23 protein-coding genes are annotated in these 24520 nt (G+C 65.4%); 7 read left to right on the top strand and 16 right to left on the bottom strand.

The genetic code is table 11. The annotated features are described in order from the left end of the window. Positions 1–19: 19 nt before the first annotated feature. The 4 genes from EO141_RS04395 to EO141_RS04380 form a co-directional block, all read right to left on the bottom strand. A complete protein-coding gene (locus tag EO141_RS04395; RefSeq protein WP_104582675.1) occupies positions 20–691 on the bottom strand; it encodes a flagellar hook capping FlgD N-terminal domain-containing protein in 672 nt (223 codons plus the stop codon). A 37-nt stretch (positions 692–728) separates the two neighbouring features. Further along, the gene (gene flgC / locus EO141_RS04390) at positions 729–1136 is read right to left on the bottom strand and encodes a flagellar basal body rod protein FlgC (RefSeq protein WP_005914451.1); all 408 of its coding nucleotides are present in this window, start codon (positions 1134–1136) and stop codon (positions 729–731) included. A 3-nt stretch (positions 1137–1139) separates the two neighbouring features. Continuing rightward, complete coding sequence (gene flgB, locus EO141_RS04385; RefSeq protein ID WP_104533384.1) at positions 1140–1541, bottom strand: flagellar basal body rod protein FlgB; 402 nt, start codon at positions 1539–1541, stop codon at positions 1140–1142. Between the two features lie 359 nt (positions 1542–1900). Next, positions 1901–2845: a chemotaxis protein gene (locus EO141_RS04380; RefSeq protein WP_104582674.1), complete on the bottom strand. Its 945-nt coding sequence runs from the start codon at positions 2843–2845 to the stop codon at positions 1901–1903. 297 nt (positions 2846–3142) lie between these two features. On the opposite strand from EO141_RS04380, the gene flgA reads away from it, so the two are divergent. The 4 genes from flgA to EO141_RS04360 all read left to right on the top strand — a co-directional run bounded on the left by flgA (position 3143) and on the right by EO141_RS04360 (position 5893). Further along, positions 3143–3787 (top strand): flagellar basal body P-ring formation chaperone FlgA, encoded by a 645-nt coding sequence (flgA, locus tag EO141_RS04375; protein ID WP_104648710.1) that lies wholly within the window; start codon positions 3143–3145, stop codon positions 3785–3787. Positions 3788–3853: 66 nt separating this feature from the next. Continuing rightward, positions 3854–4165: a flagellar biosynthesis anti-sigma factor FlgM gene (flgM, locus tag EO141_RS04370; RefSeq protein ID WP_104582672.1), complete on the top strand. Its 312-nt coding sequence runs from the start codon at positions 3854–3856 to the stop codon at positions 4163–4165. A gap of 15 nt (positions 4166–4180) precedes the next feature. After that, positions 4181–4513, top strand: a complete 333-nt coding sequence (locus EO141_RS04365; protein WP_024939614.1) for a hypothetical protein — start codon at positions 4181–4183, stop codon at positions 4511–4513. 153 nt (positions 4514–4666) lie between these two features. Continuing rightward, positions 4667–5893, top strand: a complete 1227-nt coding sequence (locus EO141_RS04360; protein ID WP_104582670.1) for an ATP-binding protein — start codon at positions 4667–4669, stop codon at positions 5891–5893. A 144-nt stretch (positions 5894–6037) separates the two neighbouring features. Here EO141_RS04360 and EO141_RS04355 read toward each other — a convergent pair whose 3' ends face one another. Further along, the gene (locus EO141_RS04355; protein ID WP_126945767.1) at positions 6038–7759 is read right to left on the bottom strand and encodes an EAL domain-containing protein; all 1722 of its coding nucleotides are present in this window, start codon (positions 7757–7759) and stop codon (positions 6038–6040) included. A 3-nt stretch (positions 7760–7762) separates the two neighbouring features. Continuing rightward, positions 7763–9895: a PAS domain S-box protein gene (locus EO141_RS04350; RefSeq protein ID WP_164739058.1), complete on the bottom strand. Its 2133-nt coding sequence runs from the start codon at positions 9893–9895 to the stop codon at positions 7763–7765. Positions 9896–10015: 120 nt separating this feature from the next. On the opposite strand from EO141_RS04350, the gene EO141_RS04345 reads away from it, so the two are divergent. Then, on the top strand, positions 10016–12802 hold the full coding sequence (locus tag EO141_RS04345) for an EAL domain-containing protein (protein WP_181116226.1): 2787 nt from the start codon (positions 10016–10018) through the stop codon (positions 12800–12802). A 1060-nt stretch (positions 12803–13862) separates the two neighbouring features. On the opposite strand, the gene EO141_RS04340 is transcribed toward EO141_RS04345, so the two are convergent. The 6 genes from EO141_RS04340 to EO141_RS21325 all read right to left on the bottom strand — a co-directional run bounded on the left by EO141_RS04340 (position 13863) and on the right by EO141_RS21325 (position 17934). Beyond that, positions 13863–14147, bottom strand: coding sequence for a hypothetical protein (locus tag EO141_RS04340; RefSeq protein WP_104582668.1), 285 nt, complete (start codon positions 14145–14147; stop codon positions 13863–13865). Positions 14148–14230: 83 nt separating this feature from the next. After that, positions 14231–15508: a methyl-accepting chemotaxis protein gene (locus EO141_RS04335; RefSeq protein ID WP_180496970.1), complete on the bottom strand. Its 1278-nt coding sequence runs from the start codon at positions 15506–15508 to the stop codon at positions 14231–14233. 59 nt (positions 15509–15567) lie between these two features. Continuing rightward, positions 15568–16182 carry a high frequency lysogenization protein HflD gene (hflD, locus tag EO141_RS04330; protein WP_104582667.1) on the bottom strand — a complete coding sequence of 205 codons (615 nt, stop codon included), beginning with the start codon at positions 16180–16182 and terminating at the stop codon, positions 15568–15570. Next, positions 16182–17318, bottom strand: coding sequence for a tRNA 2-thiouridine(34) synthase MnmA (gene mnmA, locus EO141_RS04325; protein WP_127168601.1), 1137 nt, complete (start codon positions 17316–17318; stop codon positions 16182–16184). Before mnmA ends, hflD begins: the two co-directional genes overlap by 1 nt. Further along, positions 17315–17773: an NUDIX hydrolase gene (locus EO141_RS04320; RefSeq protein ID WP_104582665.1), complete on the bottom strand. Its 459-nt coding sequence runs from the start codon at positions 17771–17773 to the stop codon at positions 17315–17317. The genes mnmA and EO141_RS04320 overlap by 4 nt, the downstream gene beginning before the upstream one ends. Continuing rightward, positions 17770–17934, bottom strand: a complete 165-nt coding sequence (locus tag EO141_RS21325) for a hypothetical protein (RefSeq protein WP_164739056.1) — start codon at positions 17932–17934, stop codon at positions 17770–17772. Before EO141_RS21325 ends, EO141_RS04320 begins: the two co-directional genes overlap by 4 nt. A gap of 89 nt (positions 17935–18023) precedes the next feature. Between EO141_RS21325 and clpS the strand changes: the two genes are divergently transcribed. Together clpS and clpA are read left to right on the top strand one after the other, a co-directional pair. Next, the gene (gene clpS / locus EO141_RS04315) at positions 18024–18344 is read left to right on the top strand and encodes an ATP-dependent Clp protease adapter ClpS (RefSeq protein WP_104582664.1); all 321 of its coding nucleotides are present in this window, start codon (positions 18024–18026) and stop codon (positions 18342–18344) included. Positions 18345–18486: 142 nt separating this feature from the next. After that, positions 18487–20769 (top strand): ATP-dependent Clp protease ATP-binding subunit ClpA, encoded by a 2283-nt coding sequence (gene clpA, locus EO141_RS04310; protein WP_104582663.1) that lies wholly within the window; start codon positions 18487–18489, stop codon positions 20767–20769. A 293-nt stretch (positions 20770–21062) separates the two neighbouring features. On the opposite strand, the gene infA is transcribed toward clpA, so the two are convergent. The 4 genes from infA to trxB all read right to left on the bottom strand — a co-directional run bounded on the left by infA (position 21063) and on the right by trxB (position 24488). Next, on the bottom strand, positions 21063–21281 hold the full coding sequence (gene infA, locus EO141_RS04305; protein ID WP_002813418.1) for a translation initiation factor IF-1: 219 nt from the start codon (positions 21279–21281) through the stop codon (positions 21063–21065). A gap of 80 nt (positions 21282–21361) precedes the next feature. Beyond that, a complete protein-coding gene (gene aat, locus EO141_RS04300) occupies positions 21362–22111 on the bottom strand; it encodes a leucyl/phenylalanyl-tRNA--protein transferase (RefSeq protein WP_127168600.1) in 750 nt (249 codons plus the stop codon). Between the two features lie 229 nt (positions 22112–22340). Continuing rightward, positions 22341–23459, bottom strand: a complete 1119-nt coding sequence (locus EO141_RS04295; RefSeq protein ID WP_127168599.1) for a GNAT family N-acetyltransferase — start codon at positions 23457–23459, stop codon at positions 22341–22343. Between the two features lie 60 nt (positions 23460–23519). Next, a complete protein-coding gene (trxB, locus tag EO141_RS04290) occupies positions 23520–24488 on the bottom strand; it encodes a thioredoxin-disulfide reductase (protein ID WP_104582661.1) in 969 nt (322 codons plus the stop codon). Between the last annotated feature and the right edge of the window lie 32 nt (positions 24489–24520).

The raw sequence follows: 24520 nt of genomic DNA, 5'->3' as shown, positions 1-24520 counted from the left end.
TTGAGTGTCGGTTGCCGGCTCAGCTGACGCGGAGCACGTTGGCGAGCGGGGAAGTGCCTAGCCCGGTCAGGTTGAGATACAGGCCGTCCGAGCCGATCGTGACGCTGTCCACCGGTGCGTCGACATAGGTGGACAACTTGCTTTTGGCACCGGCGGTGTCGGTCTGGGTGGCGGTCACGCCGTACTTGCCGGCGGCCATGCGGTTGCCGTTGGCATCGGTGCCGTCCCAGGCGAACGACACCTCGCCGGCGGCGCTGGCCGGCACGCTGAGCTGCTTGACGAACGCGCCGTTGGCATCGGTGATTTCGAAATTGACGGTGCCGGCCGAGGTTGCCGCAACCACGCCCTTGGCCGAGTTGGTGGCATCGATGGCCAGTTGCGCGGAGGGCACCAGCACGTTGTGCCCGACCAGCGAGGCGCCCTTCAGCACCTGATCGCTGCTCTGTGCTGCGGAGAAGCTGCTGACCTTGGTATTGAGGTCACCAATGCCCTGCACGGTGGAGAACTGCGCCAACTGGCCCAGAAACGCGCTGTTTTCCATCGGTTTGAGCGGGTCCTGGTGCTGCAGCTGCTCGGTCATCAACTTGAGGAAGTCGGCCTGGCCGAGCGATTCCTCCTTCTTCTTGGTCGCTGTGGCGCTGCTGGAGGTCAGCCCGAGGCTGGTGTAGAGGTCACTACCGATCGTGCTCATGTGAAAAGGTCCGTAAGGGAAGGGTCAGCTAGGCGGGTCAGCGACCCATGGTCAGGGTGGCGAGCGCCAGTTCCTTGGCGGTGTTGAGCATTTCCACGCCGGCCTGGTAGTTGCGCGAGGCCGAGATCATGTTGACCATCTGCGAGACCGGATCCACGTCGGGCGAGAACACGTAGCCGTCGGCATCGGCCAGCGGATGGCCGGGCTCGTAGCGACGGATCGGCGGCGCGTTGGTGGTGGTGATCTCCTTGACGTTCACCGAGGTCAGGCTGGGGTCCTGGCGACTTTGCTGGGCCTGGAAGATCGGCTCGATCGGCTTGTAGGTCGCCTCGGCCGAGCCGGCGACCGAGTCCGCATTGGCCAGGTTGGAGGCGATGGTGCTCAGGCGGACCGACTGCGCGTGCAGCGCCGAGCCGGCCACATCGAAGATGGGAAGATTGCTCATGACTTATTGGCCGGTGATCGCGGTGAGCATGGAGCGCACCTTGGATTCGAGGAAGCTCAGCGAGGCGCGGTATTCCAGCGCGGCGCGGCCGTAGGCAGCACGTTCGGCATCGGGATCGACGGTATTGCCGTCCAGGCTGGGCTGATCGGATTCGCGGGTGATCTGGAACGGGTTGAGCCCGCCGCTGCTGCCGATCTCGAAATGCTTGGCGTCGGTGGTCTGCAGCAGGGTGCCGTCGCGCACGCCTTCGGCCGATTTCAGCGCGGCCTCGAAGTCCATGTCCTTGGCTTTGTAGCCAGGGGTGTCCACATTGCTCAGGTTGCTGGCAATGAGCTTCATGCGCTGCTCGCGCAGCGGCAGGGCATCGCCGTGGATGCCTAGAAAGGACGAGATGGAATTGGACACGGTGCTCTCCCGCGAAGTGTTGCCAGGGAGAAAGCAATGTTTGTGCCAATCGGGGTGGTGCGGGTCGGGGAACTTGGAGACTTATCGGCGCCGCCGACGAACGGCAACTTGGCCGTCCGGGATACAGGGTGGACCTGTGTAAGTCGCAGCGTTGGCTCACTCAGGTGCGCCAGGCCGGAAGGCCCCGCATGACCCTGAGCGCTGCCCGGCGTCGGGGCGTCACTTCAAGTCGGGGGTGTCACTTCAACAGGTGTCGACCCACCGACCCCAACCGCGCGATCTTCCATGACGCCGCACCTTTGCAGCGCGGCGCTCATCGCTATTGTCGGCTCCGACCCGGCAGCCGCTTTGTGGCCTGCTCAGGCCGCTTCGGCGACCACTTTCAGGCGGGCCAGCACGTAATCGGCCAGTTCGTGCGCGCTGTATTTGGCCACAAAGGCATTGGCGCCGACCTGTTCGACCATGGCGTTGTTGAACACGCCCGACAAGGAGGTGTGCAGCAGCACGTACAGGCCCTGCAACCCCGGCGTGCGCCGGATTTCCGTCGTCAGCGTGTAGCCGTCCATGGCCGGCATCTCGATGTCGGAGATGACCATCGCATAGCGGTCGGCCGGATTCTCGCCTGATGCTGCCACCTGCAAGAGGTGGTCCAGCGCCTGGCGACCGTCGGACAACAAGGTCGCCGCCACGCCGAGCTGGTCGAGCACGCTGCGGATCTGCTGACGCGCCACGCGCGAGTCGTCCACCACCAGCACCTGGAACTGCCGGTCATAGGCGACCAGCTGCAGCGAAGGATCCAGCTGCACGTCCTTGCTGACCTTGGCGATGTCGGCCAGCACGCTCTCCACGTCGATGACCTGGATCAGCTCGCCCTGGAACCGCGTCACCGCCGTCAAATAAGTGGCTTCGGCGCCCAGCTCCGGCGGCGGATGGATATCTTCCACCGCGATATTGACGATGCGCTCCACGCCGCTGACCAGAAAGCCCTGGACCGAGCGGTTGAATTCGGCCACCACCAAGTAGCCGGGGCCGTTCTCCGAGTGCGCATCGCGCTCCGGGTGGCCGATCGCCAGGCCCAGGTCCAGCACCGGCACCGAGCGCCCGCGCACGTCGGCCACGCCGGCGAACTCGGTCGGCAGGCCGGGCACCTGGAACAACTCCGGGCGGCGCAGCACTTCCTGCACCTTGAAGACATTCACGCCAAAAAGCTGGCGCCCGCCCAGCCGGAACAGCAGCAGGGCCAGTCGGTTGTGGCCAGCCAGACGCGTGCGCTGGTCGATGCGGTTGAGCAGATCGTGGGTCATGGGGCAGATATCGACAGCGCCCTCGGAAAACTTGAGCGGTTTCAGCTTGGCGTGGGGCGCTGTCGGGAATCGGGAGTCGGGAATGGGGAATCGCAAAAGCGGAGGGCTTTTTGCAGCAAGCCCGAGGCGAAGGGCCGCGGTGTGACGTACCTACGGTGTTCACTAAGGAAATCGCACATCAGCAGCGAAGACCGATCAAGGCTCAGCCCCCGACCGATTCCCCATTCCCGATTCCCGATTCAAAAAACAGGCACGCCACTTGCACTGCCTCTTCCGTCTTCCTCCGGATCTGGTCCCATGCGCCTGCTCCTGCTTGTCATCTTGTTGGCTGCCGCTCCGGCCTGGGCCCAGAGCTATCAGTCTGTCGATTCCATCCGCGCTGCGGCACTGGCCACCGTTGGCCCGGATGCCGAGGCCGAGGCCACGCTCGATCCGGGCTTGCGCATGCCGGCCTGCCCGATTGCGCTGCAGGCGCAGCCGACCGGCACCAATACGGTGGAAGTGGCCTGTCCGCAGCCGGCTGGCTGGCGCCTGTTCGTGCCGCTGAAGGTGCGCCGCAATCAGGACGTGTTGGTGCTGCGCCGCGGCATCAGCGCTGGAGAAGTCATTTCGCTGGCCGATATCAGTATCGAGAAGCGTGACGCCGCACGCATCGTCGGCGCGGTGCTGGCCGATCCGGTGGCTGCGGTGGGCAAGAGCGCCCGGCGCATCCTGCCGGCCGGTTCGCTGCTCTCGGCCAACGATCTGGTGACGCAACGGCTGGTCCGGCGCGGCGACACGGTCCCGCTGGTGTCGCGCAACGGCGGTCTGGAGGTGCGCATGAGTGGTCGCGCGCTGTCCGATGCCGGTGAGAACGAGCGGGTGTCGGTGGAAAATTCCTCGTCGCGCCGGGTGGTGCAGGGGATTGTCGAAGCGAGCGGGACCGTTTTGGTCTCCAGATAGAAATTCGCTATAAAGTTTTTTTTTGGCATGCCGTTATCCCCTACGACCTGTAGAGGAGTTCCTGACATGACACAGAAAATCGAAGGCAATCTACCGACCGCTGCCACCCTTCGCACCGCGGCCACGAGCAGCAAGATCGCTTCGGCCGGTGAAGACCGCGCGTCCCCGATCGCCGCATTGCCGCCAACCGACAGCGTCAAGCTGACCGGTGAGGCGACCAACCTGCAGAACTTGCAGCGCACGCTGTCGCAGTCCTCGGCGATCGACACCGGTCGCGTCCAGGCTGTGAAGGATGCGTTGCAGAACGGCAGCTATTCCATCAATCCGGATGCCATCGCCAGCCGCATGATGGATCTGAATCAGCAACTGGCGGGTTAATTCCCGACCCAAAGGATGAATGTGAACGAGTTCCTGCAACGTCTCAGCGATGCGCTGGCCGGCGAACGCCAGGCATTACTCGAGAACGACATCGATGGGTTGATGCGGCACACGCAGGACAAGCTGTCGGCGCTGCGCGCGCTGGAAGCGGCAATGCCCCAGGGCGAAGAAGAGCGGCTGCGCGAACTGGCCGAAGCCAACCGCGCCAACGGCGCGCTGCTGGCACGCCGGCGTCGCGAGGTGAACTGGGCGTTGCGTCATCTGGGCCGCACCGAGAGTGCGCCGTCCTACGATGCCAAGGGCCAGTCGAGCGTGCTGCGCGGCGGTCGTTCGCTGGCCGTGGCCTGACGCGCCGCAGCGTGCCCGAGCGCACGCACAGGCCGCGCCGGCGGCGTGGTGGTGCAGCCTTGACGGGCCCGGTGTGCAGGAGCGTGGCGCCGCGCAATACGGGGCCTGGGCGGTTCGGCGTATATTGAAGCGTCCTCTACGCCGCCCTGTCCCGTGACTGCCAAGTTTTTTCTCAATCAAGCCTTATTACCGTCCTCGGCCATGCTGCGCGCTTTCGGCGACCAGATGCTTGAGGGCGTGTTGCTGTTCCGCGCAGACGGGCAGCTGATCCTGGCCAACGCCATCGCACGCCAGAGCCTGTGCAGGGAAGATCCCGCCGACGACCGCAATCTCGGCGAGCGGATCTCGCAGGTGCTGCCCTCGGATGCGCTGAATCAGGCGCGCAGCAAGGGCAGCTGGACCGGCAGCCTGCCGGTCGCCGATCGTGTGGTCATTGCGCATCTGTACTACAACGAAGAACAGGGCGTTGGGCACTTTCTGGCGCTGTTCCACAACATCGAAGGCCAGCAGGATTACGAGCGCGAGCTGCAGCAGCGCCACGCCGAACTGCGCCAGGCCTATCTGCGTCTGAACGGTGCCCAGGACAAGCTGCTGCAATCGGAGAAGATGGCCTCCATCGGCCAGTTGGCCGCCGGCGTGGCGCACGAAATCAACAACCCGATCGGTTACGTGCACTCCAATCTGGGCAGCCTGCAGGAATACCTGCGCAGCCTGTTCACGCTGATCGAAGCCTACGAGCGCGCGCTGCAGGCGCCGGATCCGAAGGCGTTGATCCCGGAGATCGACGAGATTCGCAATCGCGCCGACATCGACTTCATCAGCCGCGACCTGCCGCAGTTGATGGCCGAGTCGCGCGAAGGCATCGAGCGGGTCACCCGCATCGTGCGCGACCTCAAGGACTTCTCGTATTCGGACCGTTCCGAGTCGTGGAAGATGGTCGACCTGCATGCCGGACTCGAATCCACGATCAACATCATCTGGAACGAGCTCAAATACAAGGTGACGCTGGAGCGCAACTACGCCGAGCTGCCATTGGTGGAATGCCTGCCGTCCGAGCTCAACCAGGTCTACATGAACATGCTGCTCAACGCCGGCCAGGCGATTGTCGAGCGCGGCACGATCACCGTCACCACCGGCCGCGACGAGGCCGAAAACGTCTGGATCCAGTTCCAGGACAGCGGCGCCGGGATCGCCCCGGACCTGCTGCAACGCATCTTCGACCCGTTCTTCACCACCAAGCCGGTCGGCAGCGGCACCGGCCTGGGCCTGTCGATTTCCTACGGCATCATCAACAAGCACCACGGCCGCATCGATGTCGAAAGCGTCCCGGGGCAGGGGGCCAGTTTCAGGATCGTATTGCCGGTGCGGCAGCCGCGGTAGCGCTGCGCGCCGGGAATCGGGAGTGGGGAATCGGGAATCGGTAGAGCGGGGTTTGCTTGTGATTTGCGCTTGACGCGCAAATTGAAAATCTCGGGAACACGCAGGGCCAGTGCACTGCCTTACCGATTCCCCACTCCCGATTCCCTATTCCCGGCCGTTACGCAGCTCATCGTGCGTCCGGAAGGCCTGGCGAATGTGCTCGCGCAGCTCGTCGTCGTTCCAGGGCTTGGTCAGGAAGCGGTAGATCGCGCCGCGGTTGATCGCTTCGGTGACGGTGGCAAGGTCGGTATAGCCGGACAGCACCAGGCGCACGGTGTCGGGGTAGAGCATCTTGACCCGGCCCAGGAACTCGGTGCCGCTCATGTCGCTCATGCGCTGGTCCGACAGGATCACCTGCACGTCGTTGGTGGCGAGCAGGTCGAAGGCATCGCGCACGTTGCCGGCGGCCAGGATGCGGTAACCGTCGCGGCGGAACAGCCGCACCAGCGAGCGCAACACGTTTTCTTCGTCGTCCAGCAGCAGCAGCGTGCGGTCGGGGCGGCTTTCGGCGAACGATTCCGGGCGCAGATAGCGGCGGCGTAGCGCCATGCCGGCCGACTCGGCCGACATCGGTTCGCCGAACAGATAGCCCTGGAAGATGTCGCAATCGTTGCGACGCAAAAAGCCCAGTTGCGCCTGCGATTCCACGCCATTGGCGATCACCGTCATGCCGAGCTGATGACCCATCGCGATGATCGCGCGCGCGATCGCCGCCTCGCGGCTGCCGGCCGGCGCGCTCTTGATGAAGCTGCGGTCGATCTTCAGCCGGTCCACCGGATAGCGCACCAGCGCACTCAGGCTGGAATCGCCGGTACCGAAGTTGTCCAGGCTCAGGCTGATGCCTTCGTTGCGCAGGTTGGCCATCGTCTCGTGGACGAAGTTGACGTTGTTGGTCAACGCGCTTTCGTTGATCTCCAGCGTCACGAACTGCGCCGGCACGCCGGCGGTCTGCAGCATCGCCATCACTTCGTTGAAGAAGCCCGGCCGCAGCAACTGCAGCGTGGACACGTTCACCGCGATGCTGAAATCGTCGAAGCCCTGGTCGCGCCAGAGCCGCGCCTGACGCACCGCGTTCTGCAGCACCCATTCGCCGATCTGCACGATCACGCCCAGGCGCTCGGCGGTGCGCATGAAGCGTTCCGGCACCAGCATGCCCAGGGTGGGCGATTGCCAGCGCAGCAGCGCCTCCATGCCGACGATGCGGCCATCGCGCGCGCTCACCAGCGGCTGGTAGCGCAGGCGCAGTTCGCCATGCGGGATCGCATCGACGATCTGGCGCGCGATGATGCTTTCGCTATGCGCGTTGGTGGTCGAGTTGCGGGTATACAGCCGCACCGTATTGCCGCCTTCGCGTGCGGCCTGGTAGCTGGCTTCCTCGGCGTAGTCGAGCAGGATCGACAGCGAGGTGGAGTGTTCCGGGCACAGGCTGATGCCGACCTTGCCGGTCATGAACAAGGTGTACGGCAGCACCGACAACGGCAGCTCCAGCTGCTGGCGGATCTCTTCGGCAAAATCTTCCGGCAGCGGGGTGTCTTCGCGCCGCACCGCCACCACCACCATCTCATCGCTGCCGTGGCGCCACAACTTGCCACGCGCACCGAGGAAGTCCTGCAGCCGGCGCGCGACCAGCGTCAGCGCCTGATCGCCGACCTCGGCACTCATGTTCTCGTTGATCGAGGCGAAGTGGTCGATATCGATATGGAACACCATCAACGGCGGACCGCCGGAGGCGGCAGCGTCCACCAGATGCAGCAGTTCGGGATTGCCCGCGCCCAGGCGGGTGGGCTTGATGATTTCCAGGCCGGGCGGGATTACGGGGCTCCACATGACTTAACGTCCACCATCGTCGTGGACGGACTCGCCGACCGGGTGATAGGGCAGGCGCAACGTCACGCGCGTGCCTGCTCCGGGGGCTGATTCTATCGCGAGCGCACCGCCGACGGTTTGCGCACGCTCACGCATCACGATCAGCCCGAGCCCGCGCGGGCCTTCCGGTTCGAAGCCATCGCCGTCATCGCTGACTTCCAGGCGAAAGCTCTCGCTGTCGATCGAGTGCAGGCGCATGCGCACTTCGCCCGCGCAGGCGTGCCGCAGCGCATTGGTCAGGCTTTCCTGCGCAATCCGGAAACACGCTTGCTCGATCTCGTTGCCCGGCCGCACGTCCAGTGCCTGGATGTCCAGCTCCAAGCGCACCGGCGATGCGCGAAACAACATCGAGGCCTGCCAGCGCAAGGCCGCTTCCAGACCCAGCGCATCCAGCTGCGGCGGACGCAACAGCATCGACAGGTTGCGCAGCTTGGTCACGGTGCTGTCGGCCAGCGACACCACTTCCAGCAGGTCCTCGCGGCGCGCGTCCGGGTCCGGTTCGTCCAGTGCGGCATGAGCGGACAGCTTCATCGCGGTGATGGCCTGGCCGATGTCGTCATGCAGGTCGCGCGAGATCGCGCGGCGTTCGTCCTCCTGCAGCGAAAACAGGCGCTTGGCCATCGCCTGCAGCTCGGCATTGCTCTCGGCCAGCGCATCGCGCATGCGTTCGGGTTCGCTCAGGTCGCGCACCACCAGCAACTTGCAGCTGCGTCCGCCATAGCGGATGTCACCGGCCGACAGCCCGGCATAGAAGGTGCTGCCATCGCGACGGCGCATCGCCCGTGCGCTGGACACCGGCTCGTTGCGATCGCTGCCCGCGCGCAGGTACTCGCGCACCACCGGCAGGTCGCTGTCGCTCACCAGGGTCTGCAGCGGTTCGCCCAGGATGGTTTCGCCCTGGAAACCGAACTGCACCGACCCGGCGGCATTGGCATACATCACGTGCTCGTCGGCCAGGATCAGCACGCCATCCGGCAGCACCCTGACCAGCTCGCGGAACTGCTCCTCGCGCTCGCGCAGCAACCGGCGCGATTGCTCGCGTTCGCTGACGTCCTGCAGCGTGCCATGGATATGCCGGGTGCCGTTCGGGCTGGCCACGCTTTCGGCGCGCAGATGGACGGTGCGCGGCTGCGAATCGCCGCCGGTCAGCGGTAGCAGCACATCGATCTGCACTTCGCCGCCGGTGCACATGTCCTCGATCATGCGTTCGATCCGCGTCTGGGTGGCGGTGTCCGATGCGGTCAACAGTTCTTCCAGCCGGTGGTCGCGCCGATGCATCGGCACGCTGCGGCCGAGCAGGCGATACACCGCCGGCGAGTAGCGTCCCAACCCGGTCGCGCAATCCAGCTGCCACGAGCCCAGCCGCGCGATGCCTTGCGCTTCTTCCAGCCGCTGCAGCGCCTCGTCGCGCAAATGCTGCGCCTGGCGTTCTTCGCTACGGTCCACGGTGACCACCAGGCGGGCGGGGCCGCTGGCCAGATGCAGCTGGTTGCTGCGGATCTCGACATGGCGCGAGCCGCTGCGGGTCAGCAGATCCTCGTGCAAGGTGCAGGTGGCATCGCCCTTGGCGCGGATCTGGGTGATGATTTCCTCCAGGCGCGCGCCATCGGCGTTGGGCCAGATCGCCTGCAGCGTCTGCTGCAGAAATTCGTCGCGTTCCCAGCCGAAGAACTCCAGCGCCGCCGGGTTGGCATCCAGGATGCGCAGCGTGGCCAGGTCGTAGACCAGGGCCGGGCTGGGCAAGGCCAGGAACTTGGCCTGCAGCACTGCCTCCGACTGCGCCAGTTGTGCGTGCTCTTCCACGATCAGCGCCACGAAGCGGCGCAGCACCAGATGGATCACCACGCTGGACAGCAGCAGAAAGCTCGCGTCCGACCAGCGCTCCGGCATGGTGGCGCCGGCCAGGTGCAGCAGCCGGTTGCCCAGCAGCAGCCAGATCACGCCGACCAGCAAATACAGCCCGGTCAAGGTCCACAGACCTTGCTGCAGGCGCTCGGCGAGGCGAAGACGGGACACGGGAGCGGACGAAAACGCGGGCGCGGCGACAGGATGGGGCATGGGTCCGCGGACGACCTTTGGTGCTGGCGATGCAACCATCTTAGCCGCAACTCGGCCCGGTTCGGTCGCGCCCGAAACACGCGCCTCAACTAATCCAGGAAACGGCCGTTATCCATTGCGACTCCGAAGGCAGGGGTCGATTCTTCGGAGTGTTCCAGAGTGGACTCAGGCGTCATTGCAAGCATGCTGCAGCACCCGCTGACCTCGGCGGTGGTGTTGTTGGATGCGCATGGTCAGCCTCTGGCGGCCAACCGTGTTGCGCAATCGCTGGGATTGCCGGCCACCCTTGGCGCCTACGTGGAAGTCCTGGAAAGCAGTCGCGCCCAGGTGGCCAGCAGCGGCGGCATGACCGCCTGCGTGCTGCCGGGGGCCGGCGGCGGGCGCCTGGAAGGCTGGCTCCGCGCGGTCTGCGACGAGCATGGCCAGGTCATGGCCTTCACCCTGAGCATTCCCGAGCCGATGGGCGCCGACGGCACCAGCCGCTGGGAAATGGGCCTGGACAGCGCCGATCACGGACTGTGGGACTGGGATATTCCGGCCGATGTGGTCTACCGCTCCGAGCGCTGGACCCGCATGCTCGGTTACTCCGAGCAGCCGCTACCGAACAATCTCACCGCGTTGTCCGGGCTGATCCATCCGGACGACCACGCGCAGGTCAGTGCTGCCGTGCAGGCGCACCTGGACGGGCGCACCGATACCTATACGGCCGAATTCCGCCTGCGCCAGCACGACGGCCAATGGCGCTGGATCCTCGACCGCGGCCGGGTGGTCTCGCGGACTGCCGACGGCCGCCCGTTGCGCATGGTCGGCACGCATACCGACGTGCACCACCAGAAATTGCTCGAGCAGCAGCTGCGCGAGCAGCAGGCCCAGCTCGAAGAGGCCCAGCGCATCGCCAGCATGGGCAGCTGGAGCTGGGACACGCTCAAGGACGCGCTGTGGGTGTCGCCGGATTTCCTGCAGCAGCTCGGCATGACCGAACTGCGCCTGCAGGGCATCCGCGACATCCTGCGTCTGCTGGGGCGGCCATCGGTTGCACATCTGCGCAGTGCCTGGCGCAAGATCAAGCACGAAGGCGTGCCGGTGCATTTCGAGCTGGAGATCAACGGGCCTGCCAGCATCAATCCGCATCACCTGCGGGTCTGGGCGCAGCCGGTGTTCGACGGCAATGGCGCCATGGTGCGCCTGCTGGGCCAGTTGCAGAACGTCACCGAGCAGCGCCAGACCGATGCATTGATCCGCTGGCGCACCGAGCTGCTCAACCGCGTGTCTGCGCTGGGCAAGATCGGCGGCTGCGAGATCGAGGTCGACACCCGGCGCATGCAATGGACCGAGGAGTGCTACCGCATCCACGGCCTGCGCAAGGAAAACATCACCCTGGAGCAGGCGCTGTCGCTGTACACGCAGGATTCGCGCGACGCCTTCGAGGCGGCGCTGCTGCGTATCTCCGACGGTGGCCTGCCCGAACAGCTGGAACTGTGTTTCTACCGCAATTCCGGCCAGCGGATCTGGGTACAGGTGCTGATCGAGCTGGACCGCCGCGAAGGCCTGCCGCCACGTTTCGTCGCCTTGTTCCGTGACGTCACCCGCGAACGCGAGGCCAACGAGCGCATCGAGCTGCTGGCCCACTACGATCGCCTGACCGGTCTGCCCAACCGCTTCCTGCTGCGCGAGCAGGCGGAGAACGCGATTCGCGAGGCGCACGAGCGTGGCCAGGTACTGGCAATGCTGCTGATCGACCTGGATGGCTTCAAGAGCATCAACGATTCGTTCGGTCACGCCACCGGCGACAACCTGCTCAAGCTGGCCTCTGCGCGCCTGCATCAGCATCTGCGCAACAGCGACCTGTTCGGCCGCTTCAGCGACGACGAATTCATCGTGCTGCTGCGCGATCTCTCCGAACCGGAAGACGCCGGCCACGTCGCGCGCAAGTTGATCAGCGCCCTTGGCGAGCCGCTGCGCAAGGACCACGTCACCCTCAAGCTCGGTGCCAGCATCGGCATCGCGCTGCAGGGCGAAGGCCTGTCGGATTTCGACAGCCTGTTGCGCGCCGCCGATGCGGCGATGTACGCAGCCAAGGAATCGGGCCGTAACACCTTCCATTACTACAGCCAGGATGTGCTGATGCGCGCGCAGCGCCGCCTGGAGCTGGAACACGCGCTGCAAGGCGCGCTGGAGCGCGAAGAGTTCACCCTGGTCTACCAGCCGCTGGTCAACACGGTGGGCGAATCCTCGCCCGCGATCGAAGCGTTGATGCGCTGGAATCGCCCCGGCCATGGCCAGTGCAGCCCGGTCGAGTTCATTCCCATTGCCGAGGAGTGCGGCGAGATCGTGCGCCTGGGCGAATGGGTGATCGGCGAAGCCTGCCGCCAGGCCGTGGTCTGGGATCGCGCCGGGCTCAATTTCAGCCGCATCGCCGTCAATGTGTCCGCGGTGCAGCTGCGCGAGCGCGGCTTTGCCGAGCGCGTGCTGGAAATCTGCCGCGACAACGGCTGGTCGCCCTCGCGTCTGGAACTGGAATTGACCGAATCGGCATTGATCCGCGATTCGGATGCGCTGCGCCGCTGTTTCGAGCTGTTCGAACAGAATGGCGTGCTGTTGGCGGTGGACGACTTCGGTACCGGCTTCTCCAACCTGCATTACCTCAACCGCTTTCCGGTGCAGCGCCTGAAGATCGACCGCAGCTTTGTCCAGGGGATGCTCGACGACGCCAACACCGCCGAAGTGACCCAGGCCATCGTGCATCTGGGCCATGCGCTCGGCATGCAGGTGGTGGCCGAAGGGGTGGAGACGGTGCAGGAAGATGCACTGCTGCGCCAGCAGGGCTGCGACGAAATTCAGGGCTACTTCTATTCGCGGCCGCTGTCGCCGCGCGACATGGCGCAGTGGCTGCGCGAGGCCGAAGCCGGCATGCGCCTCGGTGCACGCCTGGTCATCGCCGGCTGACGCAACCTGTCGCAGCGCCTGGCGTCGTCCGGCTGTTCACTCGTCTGTCGGTCCACATACGCAAGTCAAAAGCTCGATGAGTCGAGGGCGCAATGCCTTCGTCCCTTGCGGGACACGCCGTGAATCCGTCCGCGGAGGCTCCTTGGCGGCATCCATGACGCCATGGGTTCCGCAACCGGTGAGGACGCCACACCAAGCGGTTACTTTAAAAGCTTGCCCGCTGCTCGGCTTTCGTTGGGAAGATGGCCCAACCCCCGGCTATACAAAAAGCAACCTTGTGCCCTGCTTGCAGCCATGCACACCGACCATCCCGACTGGTCCTTGTCCGCCTACCGTCGCGGGACCTTGAGCGGCATGGATGCCGCGCCAGAGCCTCCATGGACGGATTCACGGCGTGTCCCGCGATGGTAGGCGGGCAAGGACCCTGCAGCCAAGCTGCAAAGCTAGACGCTCTAAACCTCACCTACCGGACTACCGGAAAGGCACACGCTGCAATTCAGAGCAGGAGCTGCGTCGTGCCGGTGCAGCCCGCTTACCATCGCGGGGACCTTGTGCGGCATGAATGTCGCTGAAGCGACTTCAGGAACGGAGTCATGGCGTGTCCCGCAATGATGGGCAGACAAGGGCTCTGCAGCCAAGCCACAGCGCCAGGCGCTCTACACCTGAGCTATCACGCGCCAAACTACCGAAGGCACATGCGGCAGCTGCGAGCAGCAGGGGCGTCTCGGTGCAGCCCGCTGACTACCTCGAAACCTGCGGCATGGATACCGCATACGAGCCTGGAGCGATGGATTCGCGGCGTGTCTCGCGACCGGGAGCGGGCAAGCGCCTTGCAGCCAGGCCGTAGATCAGCCGAGCGAAGCGGTACATTGTTTCGTGGGATTCTTAGAGGTCGTCGAGCAGACGGGCAGGGGAGAGGTCACCCTGGTGCTGCAATCGAATGGTCGCCCATGCTCGGAGCCACGCATGGTGGCACGGCTGGCGTACCAGCGCCACAGGTCGGGCAGTGGAAACAACCGGCGGGGCGCCTGCCGAGGCACGCCCCGCCGTTGCACAGATGTCAGGCTCCAGACACGCCGACAGCGGCGCCATCCAGACCCAGATCCCAGGCCACGGTCGCAAACAGCAGGTCTTCTTCGCTGCAACTGCGGCGAGGGTTCTGCATTGCCTGCACTTCCGCACGGGCGGCATGCTCCAGCCGTTCCAGCGCGGCCGGCATGCGCACGCTGCGCAGCGCAGGCCGGGCAGCGTCGCTTTGCGCGATACGCTGGGCATGTGCAGCCGCCAGCGCGGCTGATTCGAGCACGGCGGTGGATGCATCGGTGGGCGGGGCAAGTAGCGTCATGAGCGGAATACCAGGTTGTTGCGGAACGACAAATCCCCGGAAGGCCGGGGAATGTCGGAATCAGGCAGTGCGTGGTAGCGGTCTTAGAACAGTTCGACCGTACCGGCACCCATGCCTTGCTGCGCCACCGGCTTGTGCGGCGGGCGCTCCCACTCCACACGCATATCGCGCAGGCGGGTGGACACCTTCTGCAGCGCGGCGACCAGATCGCTGTCGTACACGCCGCCGTTACGATGCAGAAGTTCCTGCAGCGCCACCGCTTCACGGTTGATCGCGGTGAGACGATCCAGGTGGGTATGGATACCGCTCAGCGTCTGCGTGGCGATGTCCTCGAACTGCAGGGCACGCACCGCTTCGGCCACGCTACCGTCGATGGAACGCGCGCATTCGGAGATTTCGCGCATGCCGTCGCCCAACGAGGCGTTGATCTGCGCGACATTCTCCAGCATCGCCGCCGATTCATGCCGGGCTTCGCGGGAGCGATCCATGTGACGCGAGGCCAGCTGCGAGACCGTTTCACGGACCTTGGCGATCGATTCCTTGGAGCTGTGTGCCAGCTTGCGGATCTGTTCGTTGAAGGTGGTGGAACGCTCGGACAGATTGCGCACCTCGTCGGCGACCACCGCGAAGCCGCGACCGGCTTCACCGGCACGTGCTGCTTCGATGGCGGCGTTCAGGGCCAGCAGGTTGGTCTGGTCGGCGATCGACTTGACGTCTTCCAGCAGCGCGAAGATGCCATCCAGGTGCTGGGCCATCTCATCGATGTGGTGCACCGTGTTGGTACTTTGGCCGCTCACCTGTTCCAGCGCTTCCACCAGCTGCTCCATCCGGGAGCTGGCGTGCTGGGCAAAGCGGGCGACGTCGACACCGGCGCTGCCGTCGTCACCGGCACGGTCGACGATGCGGGCCAATGCCTGGCTTTGCTGCCGCGACTTGCGATTCATCGCTTCGAAGCTGCCACCAAGACCGGACACGGCCTGGCGGATCAGTTCGCGGGCACGCTCGACTTCCGAGCGCGAACCGTCGACTTCGTTGCTGACGAACGTACGCAGTTCGTTGAGCAGCTGGTCCTGCTCGCGCAGGATGCGGGTCTGGTCCGGATTACGCCGGAACTGGGAGTAGGTCACCCAGGCAGCGAAACCGAGCCAGCTGAGCGTCATGGTCGCCAGGATCGCCCAGCGCACCGAAGCGGGCCAGTCGAATCCGACAGCGAAGGGAAACAGCAAGGTCAGGGCCAAAGGGGCGGCCAGACGGATAAGTGGACGTGAATACATGGGCGTTCTCGGCAGAGTCACGGTTGCTGTATCGGCCGTCCCCCCTGTGTCTTTAGCGACGATCGCCACATCGTCTCGCCCGTTCAACCGATGTTGACACGCGCCAGCGACCGCTGGCGCATGTGGCAACCCGAATTGTCAGGTGCTTAGCGCAGCGCGCGGTCCACCGCCTCGATCATTGCGCGCTTGGCGAACAGGAAATCCCACAGGCTGCCACCCATCTGCCGCCACAACACCGCCGAGCGGACAGCGGCCAGCAGCAACGCGCGGATTTCCGCGACCACGCCGGCCTGGCCCAGGTAATGCGGATTACCCTGCACCATGACCTTGGGGCGCAGGTGGCTGATGGTCTGCGCATACAGCCCGCCGAGCGAATTCAATACGTCCGGATGGCCGCTGTCGCCCAGGCTCTGTGCCTGACGCGCGGCCGCCTCGATGCCCTTGGAGACCGTGGCGACGGTGGTGGTGTCGCGCACGAAGCGGCGCTCCAGCTGCAGCACCGCCAACGCCAGCCGCGGCAGGACCTCGTCCTGGCCCTGATTGTGGAAATAGTTATGCAGCAGCCGCAGGCCCGGTGCCAGGTCCGCCGGCGAGCCGTACACGGCCTCCGGCGAGGCCGCATCCACCCGGAACACGCTGTCCATGGCGGTACGCACCGTCGCAGCCTCCGAGTGCCCGGTTTCGGCGATCCGCCGCACCTGTTGCAAGGCCTGGGCGACACCGGCAAGCGCCAGTACGCGGTGATCCATGGAAGAACTCATCAAGCCACTACCTCAGGTGAAAAAGAAGATCCCGCCAATTGGCGTTCCAGCGGCGCATCGGTGGCGGCAATGACCGCGCCGCCCAGGCATTCCTCGCCGTCGTACAACACCAGCGACTGCCCGGGCGTTACCGCCCGCTGCGGCCGCTCGAAACGCACCTGCACGCTGCCATCGTCCTGCACCTGCACCGTGCACGGCTCGTCGGGCTGCCGGTAACGGGTCTGTGCGGTGCAAGCGAAGCTGCGCGCCGGCGGCGCGCCGGTGACCCAATGGGCCTGCTCGGACTGCAACCAGCGCGATTGCAGCAGCGGGCTGTCGCGGTCCTGGTCCACATACAGCACATTGCTCGCCACATCCTTGCCGACCACGTACCACGGCGCGGCGGCGCGTCCACGCACGCCGCCGATGTTCAGGCCTTCGCGCTGCCCCAGGGTGAAATAGAACACCCCCGGATGCTCGGCGATGCGTTGCCCCTGCGGGTCGCGGATCACGCCGGTGCGCGCGGGCAGGTAACGGCCCAGGAACTCGCGGAAATCGCGCTCGCCGATGAAGCAGATGCCGGTGGAATCCTTCTTGGCATGCGTCGGCAGGCCGGCATCCTGGGCGATCCGGCGCAGCGTGCTTTTTTCCAGGTCGCCGATCGGAAACAGCGTCGCGGCCAGCTGGGTCTGTCCCAGCTGATGCAGGAAATAACTCTGGTCCTTGCCGCGGTCGGCGCCGCGCAGCAGGCGCCAGCGCCCGCCGCTGTGCGCCACCCGGGCGTAGTGGCCGGTGGCGATGCGCTCGGCGCCCAGCGCCTGGGCCGCATCCAGGAAATGCTTGAACTTGACCTCGCGGTTGCACAGCACATCGGGGTTGGGCGTGCGCCCGGCCGCGTATTCGGCCAGGAAGTGCTCGAACACGCCGCTCCAGTATTCGCCGGAAAAATCGCGGAAATGGAACGCAATGCCCAGCACCCCGCACACCGCCACCGCATCGCGGCGGTCGTCCTCGGCGCGGCAATCGCCGCTGCCATCGTCGGCCCAGTTCTGCATGAACAGTCCGGCGAGCGACTCGCCTTGCTGGGCCAGCCGCCAGGCCGCCACCGACGAATCCACGCCGCCGGAGACCCCGACCACGATGCGCGGCGTACTCATGCGACGTGCCGCACCAATGCCAACGGATGGCGCTGGCCGGCCAGGTAATCGGCCACCACCTCCCACACCAACGGGCTGCGCATCCGCTCGGTGGCGCTGCGCAATTCTTCCGGCGTCATCCACAAGGCGCGCACCACGCCGGTGTCCAGGCTGCGCTCGGGATGGTGGGTCAGGGCCTCGGCGACAAACGCAAATCGCAGGAAGCACTGGCCACTCGGGGCGACCCATTGGTAGGTGCCGATGAAGTGGGTCGGGCGCACATCCCAGCCGGTCTCTTCCAGGGTCTCGCGCACCGCCGCGTCGAGCAGGCTTTCGTCCGGTTCCAGGTGTCCGGCAGGCTGGTTCAACAGCAGCCGGTCACCGATGTGCTCTTCGACCTGCAAAAAGCGCCCGTCGCGTACCACCACGGTGGCCACGGTGACATCCGGATGCCAGCGTTGTCCGGAGGCGCTCATCGTTGCAGGTCCTGCTCGATCGAAGGGTTGCTCGCCTTGCCGGCGAGGGTCCGGGCGTTAAGCCGGCCTAAACGGCCTTTGGACCCTGCTTCGCGCACGGAGCTGGACAAGTCGGCAGTGAACGACGGCGCCAGCAAGGGCGCGGTCAGGGAATCGGTCATCAAGGGCCAGCCATGGAATCGGAGACAAATTGTGCGGGGCGCGGCGTAAATCGTCCAATGCGTGCGGCGATGAACCGTATAATGCCCGGATGCCTCGTAAGACCTCACACGAACACGATCACGGCCTCACGGTCGAAGCCAGCAAGCCTGAAGTGGCGCCACCGCCGCGTTATCAGGTGCTTCTGCTGAACGACGACTACACCCCGATGGACTTCGTGGTGACGGTGTTGCAGCAGTTTTTCAACCTCGATCTGGAGCGGGCCACGCAGGTCATGCTGCATGTCCATACCCGCGGACGTGGCGTTTGCGGGGTCTACAGCCGCGAAGTCGCCGAGTCCAAGGTCGCGCAGGTCAACGAATTCTCGCGCATGAACCAGCATCCGCTGCTGTGCACGATGGAACAGGCCTGACGGGTCGATTGGATCATTCCAGCAGCGCAACACTGTGGCTGCAATCACATGCTAACGCCGTCTGAACATGCCTATCCGATAGGGTTGTGGTAAATCCCAACAAAAGCCGCATATTGTTGGCAACAGCCGTTCGGAGTTACCAATGTTCAGCAAAGACCTAGAGCAAACCATCGGCCAGTGCTACAAGCGAGCACGCGAGGCGCGTCACGAGTTCATGACCGTCGAGCACCTGCTGCTCTCGCTGCTGGACAACCCGTCCGCCCAGGCCGTCCTCAAGGCCTGCGGCGCTGACCAGGTGCGTCTGCACAATGATCTGGAGCAGGCGATCGAGGCCTCGGTCTCGCGCCTGGCCGAAGACGATGGCCGCGACACCCAGCCCACGCTGGGCTTCCAGCGCGTGCTGCAGCGTGCGGTCTATCACGTGCAATCCTCGGGCAAGAAGGAAGTCACCGGCGCCAATGTGCTGGTGGCAATCTTCGGCGAGAAGGATTCGCACGCGGTGTATTTCCTGAATCAGCAGGACATCACCCGTCTGGATATCGTCAACTACCTCTCGCATGGCATCGCCAAGCTGGGTGAGGACGGCGAGCAGCCGTCCACCTCCGATGGCGAGCCCAAGAGCGAGGGCGGGGAGGGCGAGGCCAAGGGCGATGCGCTGGCCGAGTTCGCCACCAATCTCAACGAGCAAGCCCGCAACGGCAAGATCGACCCGCTGGTCGGCCGTGGCGACGAAATCGAGCGCACCATCCAGGTGCTGTGCCGCCGCCGCAAGAACAACCCGCTGTACGTGGGCGAGGCCGGTGTCGGCAAGACCGCCATCGCCGAAGGGCTGGCCAAGCGCATCGTCGACAACGACGTGCCGGAAGTGCTGGCCGACGCGGTGATCTTCTCGCTGGACCTGGGCGCGCTGGTGGCTGGCACCAAGTACCGCGGCGACTTCGAGAAGCGCCTCAAGGGCGTGCTGGCGGCGCTGAAGAAGGTGCCCAATGCGGTGCTGTTCATCGACGAGATCCACACCATCATCGGTGCCGGTTCGGCGTCGGGCGGCACGATGGATGCCTCCAATCTGATCAAGCCTGCGCTGTCGTCGGGCGAGCTGCGCTGCATCGGCTCGACCACGTTCCAGGAGTACCGCGGCATCTTCGAAAAGGACCGTGCGCTGGCGCGTCGCTTCCAGAAGATCGACATCGTCGAGCCGACCGTGGGCGAGACCTTCGAAATCCTGCAGGGCCTCAAGCCCAAGTACGAAGCGCACCACGGCGTGACCTATGCCGACGATGCGCTGCAGGCCGCCGTGGACCTGTCGGTCAAGCATATCGGCGACCGCCTGCTGCCGGACAAGGCGATCGATGTGATCGACGAAGCCGGTGCGCGCCAGCGCCTGCTGCCCGAGGGTAAGCGCAAGGAACTGATCGATATCGAGGAGATCGAGACCATCGTCGCCAAGATGGCGCGGATTCCGGCCAAGCAGGTCAGCGCGACCGACAAGGACGTGCTGCAGCATCTGGAGCGCAATCTGAAGATGGTGATCTTCGGCCAGAACCCGGCGATCGAGACGCTGGCCGGCTCGATCAAGCTCGCGCGCTCGGGCCTGGCCAATCCGGAAAAGCCGATCGGCAACTTCCTGTTTGCCGGTCCCACCGGTGTCGGCAAGACCGAGGTCACCAAGCAGCTCGCGCTGCAATTGGGGATCGAGCTGGTGCGCTTCGACATGTCCGAATACATGGAAGCGCATTCGATCAGCCGTCTGATCGGCGCGCCTCCGGGCTATGTCGGCTTCGACCAGGGTGGCCTGCTGACCGAGAAGATCGTCAAGACGCCGCACTGCGTGCTGCTGCTGGACGAGGTGGAGAAGGCGCATCCGGACATCTTCAACATCCTGTTGCAGGTCATGGATCGCGGCATCCTCACCGACACCAACGGGCGCGAGGCGAACTTCAAGAACGTGATCCTGGTGATGACGACCAATGCCGGCGCCACCCAGGCGTCGCGGCGGTCGATCGGCTTCACCAAGCAGGATCACTCCACCGATGCGATGGAATCGATCCGTCGCGGGTTCACGCCCGAGTTCCGCAACCGCCTGGATGCGATCGTGCAGTTCCAGCCACTGGGCTTTGACCACATCCTGCGCGTGGTGGACAAGTTCATCATCGAGCTGGAAATGCTGTTGCAGGAAAAGCACGTGTCGTTGTCGGCCACGCCGACTGCGCGCGACTGGCTGGCCCAGCACGGCTTCGATCCACTGATGGGTGCGCGCCCGATGTCGCGGGTGATCCAGGAGAAGATCAAGCGCCCGCTGGCCGACGAGCTGTTGTTCGGCAAGCTGGTGGAAGGCGGTCGGGTCAATATCGACGTCAAGGACGGCGAGCTGGTGGTGGAGGCGCACCCGGAACCGGAGCGTCTGCTGCCGGCGACGGTCGACTGATCTCCTTGCAGTCCTGAAGTGAAAAAACCGCTCGAAGGAGCGGTTTTTTTATGTCCCTGGAGACGCGCAGCGGGAGGGACACACAGCCGCGGCAATCGCGGAGGAGCGCAAACCACCAGCGACAACCGCACGCTTCGGAATCGAGGCAATGGATCGGCTGGGCACAAACGCCAATGACACCAGCGAATGCAGGGCAAGCCGACGACATCGGCCAGCCATGCCTGCCAAGTGCCCAGATTCCGGCCACGACAAAAAGCGGCCATTGGCCGCCTCGCGTCTCACACCAGAACCGCTTACTTCATGCGGTAGGTAATACGACCCTTGGTCAGGTCGTACGGAGTCATCTCAACTTTGACCCGGTCGCCGGTCAGGATGCGGATGTAGTTCTTGCGCATGCGGCCGGAGATGTGGGCGATGATTTCATGCCCGTTTTCCAGCTTGACCCGGAACGTGGTGTTGGGGAGCGTCTCGCTGACGCTGCCTTCGAATTCAATGGAGTCGTCTTTCGACATGTAATCCTGTGCAATCACGGCTGGCCCGGGAGGGCCGTAAGGGACAGCATTTTACGCTCCATCTCCCCGCGGTGCAAATTTTATGTTAAGCGGACTTCAGCAAGCGCGCTGGCAGGCCGCTCGCCGTAGCGTTCGGACCAGCTGCCCGGCAGCGCAGTCTGGCCGACCTGCAGCCGTACCTGCTGCAGGAAATCTGCACGTGGCAGGCGCTGCGCGCCCAGGCGCATCAGGTGCGGATTTTCCACCTGCGCATCGAGCAATGGCCAACCGCAGGCGTGCAGATGCGCGGCCAGCGCCGCCAGCGCCACCTTGGAGCCCCCGCTGACGGCACTGAACATGCTCTCGCCGAAGAACATCTGGCCGATCGCCACTCCGTAGATACCGCCGACCAGGCGTGGGCCATCGAACACTTCCAGCGAATGCGCATGGCCCAGCCGATGCAGTTCGAGGTAGGCCTGCTGCATCGTGGTGGTGATCCAGGTGCCGTCCTGGCCGGCGCGCGGAATCGATGCGCAGGCCGCGATCACCTGTGCGAAGGCGGTATCGGCGCGCAGCATCCAGCGGCTGCTGTGCAACTGGCGCCGGAAGCGCGAGGACAAGCGTACGCCATCGGTACGAAACGCCGTGCGCGGGTCCGGGCTCCACCACAGGATCGGCTGGCCGTCCGAGAACCAGGGGAATACGCCACCGGCATAGGCCTTGAGCAGGCGTTGCGGCGACAGGTCGCCGCCGATGGCAAGCAGGCCGTCCGGCTCGCGCAACGCCTGTTCGGCCGGCGGGAAGGGCGCGGCCGGGTCTGCCGCAAGCAGGTAGGGAAGGGTGCGGGACATGCGCGCAGTGTAGAGCCTGTCGTCCATGGCGCACCCGGGGCACGCAGTCCCCGGCACGCTGCACTGCGTCCTCGATACGCGCCGCGGCATGCGCGCACGAGCCCGCGCTGCCGGGCGTGCAGTTCTTACCGGGCTGACGACTGTCCCTGGACGGGGCGCGTCGCGCGTCGCCTGCAAGAGGCCAGCCTGCGATCAGGGCGGGTGCAGCCGGCCTGGCTGCCGCGCGGGTTCAATCGCGGAACGGGCTGTGCTCGGACAGCTCGCGTGCGTGCCGGGCGACCGCCTGGCGTTCGTCGGCGCACCAGTGCGCCAGCGGCTCGCGAAAGCCGGGGTCGGCAATCCAGTGACGGCTGCGGACAAGCGTTGGCAGAAATCCGCGTGCGATCTTGTGCTCGCCCTGCGCGCCGGGCTCGAAGCGCGCCAGGCCCTCGCGCAGACAGTAGTCGATGCCCTGGTAGTAGCAGGTTTCGAAATGCAGTCCCGGAAGGGCTTCGCCGCCCCAGTAGCGCCCGTACAGCGTGTCGCGCCCGCGCAGGCACAGCGCGCCGGCGATCGGGCGCCCGTCCAGCTCGGCCAGAAACATCACCAGCTGGCGCGGCAGGTGCCGGGCCAGATGACGCAGGAATTCCTGCGTCAGCGCAGGCGAGTTGCCGTATTCGTTGAAGGTCTTGAGATAGAAGCCATACATCGCTTCCAGGTCGGCAGCGCTGGCTTCATCGCCATGGACCACGCGCAGCTGCACACCGGCCCGCTGCACCTTGGCGCGCTCCTGGCGGATGTTCTTGCGCCGTTTGTGGTCCATCGCGGCCAGGAAGGTTTCGAAATCGCTCCAGCTGCTGGCGTTATGCCAGTGGTACTGCAGGTCGTTGCGCTCTAGCCAGTCGCTATCGAAGGCCGCATCTTCGTCGGCCGGGTAGAAGTTCACATGCGCCGACGACAGCCCGCTGCGCTCCACCAGCTCGCGCATCGCCGCGAGCAACTGCGGGCGCCATCGCGGTGCCCCCAGCAGGCGCGGGCCGGTCACCGGCGAGTAGGGCACCCCGCACAGCCACTTGGGGAAGTACTCCTGCCCATAACGCGCATACGCATGCGCCCAGGCGTGGTCGAACACGAACTCGCCGTGCGAGTTGTTCTTCAGGTACCCCGGCGCCGCAGCGACCAGCGTGTCGCCGTCCCACAGCGTCAGGTGCAGCGGATTCCAGCCCCAGTCCGGGCGCAGGCAGCCCTCCCGTTCAAGGCCCTCCAGGAAGGCATAGGAAATGAATGGGTGCGCGCCGTCGTGCAGCGCGTCCCAGGCACCGGCCGGGAGCTCGTCCAGCCGGCGGCACCAGCGGGCGGTGACGCTCATGCGCCCGGCCCGCCGGCATCGGCGCTTCCCGCACGGCGCGGCCGGCGGTCAGCGGCCACCTCAGGCGCTCTTGTCGAGATAGCGCTCGGCATCCAGTGCGGCCATGCAGCCGAAACCGGCCGAGGTGATCGCCTGGCGGTAGTGCTGGTCGGCAACGTCGCCGGCAGCGAACACGCCGGCCACCGAGGTCTCGGTCGCCGCGCCGTTGAGGCCGGAGCGGATTTCCAGGTAGCCGTTGTTCATCGCCAGCTGGCCGTCGAACAGCTGGGTGTTGGGGTGATGGCCGATGGCGACGAAGAAGCCGTGCGCGACGATCTCGCGGGTGCTGCCGTCGAGGGTGGACTTGACCCGTACGCCGGTGACACCGGCATCGTTGCCCAGCACTTCGTCGATGGCGTGGTGCCAGACGGTCTCGATCTTGCCGGCGGCGACCTTGGCGAACAGCTTGTCCTGCATGATCTTTTCGGCGCGCAGGGTGTCGCGGCGGTGGACCAGGTAGACCTTGCGGGCGATGTTGGACAGGTACAGCGCTTCCTCGACTGCCGTGTTGCCGCCGCCGACCACCACCACGTCCTGGTCCTTGTAGAAGAACCCGTCGCAGGTGGCGCAGGCAGACACACCGCGGCCCTTGAAGGCTTCCTCGCTGGGGATGCCCAGGTACTTGGCGGTGGCACCGGTGGAGATGATCAGTGCGTCGCAGGTGTACTCGGCACCGTCACCGATCAGCCGGAACGGGCGCTGCGACAGGTCGGCGGTGTGGATGTGGTCGAAGATCACCTCGGTCTCGAAGCGCTCGGCATGGGCCTGCATGCGGCTCATCAGGTCCGGGCCCATCAGGCCGTGGGGGTCGCCCGGCCAGTTGTCGACTTCGGTGGTGGTCATCAGCTGGCCGCCTTGCTGCAAGCCGGTGATCACCACCGGCTTGAGGTTGGCGCGGGCGGCGTAGACCGCGGCGGTCCAGCCGGCCGGGCCGGAGCCCAGGATCAGCAGGCGGGAATGCTTGGCGGGACTGGCAGAAGAGGCGCTCATGTATACTCGCGATCTAGGAATTGGCAGGGCAG

The sequence above is a fragment of the Xanthomonas sp. BRIP62415 genome, assembly GCF_003993515.1.
Classification (GTDB): Bacteria; Pseudomonadota; Gammaproteobacteria; order Xanthomonadales; family Xanthomonadaceae; genus Xanthomonas; species Xanthomonas euroxanthea.
The sequence above is the reverse complement of the archived record's forward strand: the minus strand, read 5'-3'. Positions and strand labels throughout refer to the sequence as shown.

What these genes read in the sequence shown, in the direction of transcription:
- EO141_RS04395 (WP_104582675.1), bottom strand. Translation starts at nt 691, where the DNA reads ATGAGCACGATCGGTAGTGACCTCTACACCAGCCTCGGGCTGACCTCC.
- flgC (WP_005914451.1), bottom strand. Translation starts at nt 1,136, where the DNA reads ATGAGCAATCTTCCCATCTTCGATGTGGCCGGCTCGGCGCTGCACGCG.
- EO141_RS04380 (WP_104582674.1), bottom strand. Translation starts at nt 2,845, where the DNA reads ATGACCCACGATCTGCTCAACCGCATCGACCAGCGCACGCGTCTGGCT.
- flgA (WP_104648710.1), top strand. Translation starts at nt 3,143, where the DNA reads ATGCGCCTGCTCCTGCTTGTCATCTTGTTGGCTGCCGCTCCGGCCTGG.
- flgM (WP_104582672.1), top strand. Translation starts at nt 3,854, where the DNA reads ATGACACAGAAAATCGAAGGCAATCTACCGACCGCTGCCACCCTTCGC.
- EO141_RS04365 (WP_024939614.1), top strand. Translation starts at nt 4,181, where the DNA reads ATGAATGTGAACGAGTTCCTGCAACGTCTCAGCGATGCGCTGGCCGGC.
- EO141_RS04355 (WP_126945767.1), bottom strand. Translation starts at nt 7,759, where the DNA reads ATGTGGAGCCCCGTAATCCCGCCCGGCCTGGAAATCATCAAGCCCACC.
- EO141_RS04350 (WP_164739058.1), bottom strand. Translation starts at nt 9,895, where the DNA reads ATGGTTGCATCGCCAGCACCAAAGGTCGTCCGCGGACCCATGCCCCAT.
- EO141_RS04340 (WP_104582668.1), bottom strand. Translation starts at nt 14,147, where the DNA reads ATGACGCTACTTGCCCCGCCCACCGATGCATCCACCGCCGTGCTCGAA.
- hflD (WP_104582667.1), bottom strand. Translation starts at nt 16,182, where the DNA reads ATGAGTTCTTCCATGGATCACCGCGTACTGGCGCTTGCCGGTGTCGCC.
- mnmA (WP_127168601.1), bottom strand. Translation starts at nt 17,318, where the DNA reads ATGAGTACGCCGCGCATCGTGGTCGGGGTCTCCGGCGGCGTGGATTCG.
- EO141_RS04320 (WP_104582665.1), bottom strand. Translation starts at nt 17,773, where the DNA reads ATGAGCGCCTCCGGACAACGCTGGCATCCGGATGTCACCGTGGCCACC.
- EO141_RS21325 (WP_164739056.1), bottom strand. Translation starts at nt 17,934, where the DNA reads ATGACCGATTCCCTGACCGCGCCCTTGCTGGCGCCGTCGTTCACTGCC.
- clpS (WP_104582664.1), top strand. Translation starts at nt 18,024, where the DNA reads ATGCCTCGTAAGACCTCACACGAACACGATCACGGCCTCACGGTCGAA.
- clpA (WP_104582663.1), top strand. Translation starts at nt 18,487, where the DNA reads ATGTTCAGCAAAGACCTAGAGCAAACCATCGGCCAGTGCTACAAGCGA.
- infA (WP_002813418.1), bottom strand. Translation starts at nt 21,281, where the DNA reads ATGTCGAAAGACGACTCCATTGAATTCGAAGGCAGCGTCAGCGAGACG.
- aat (WP_127168600.1), bottom strand. Translation starts at nt 22,111, where the DNA reads ATGTCCCGCACCCTTCCCTACCTGCTTGCGGCAGACCCGGCCGCGCCC.
- EO141_RS04295 (WP_127168599.1), bottom strand. Translation starts at nt 23,459, where the DNA reads ATGAGCGTCACCGCCCGCTGGTGCCGCCGGCTGGACGAGCTCCCGGCC.
- trxB (WP_104582661.1), bottom strand. Translation starts at nt 24,488, where the DNA reads ATGAGCGCCTCTTCTGCCAGTCCCGCCAAGCATTCCCGCCTGCTGATC.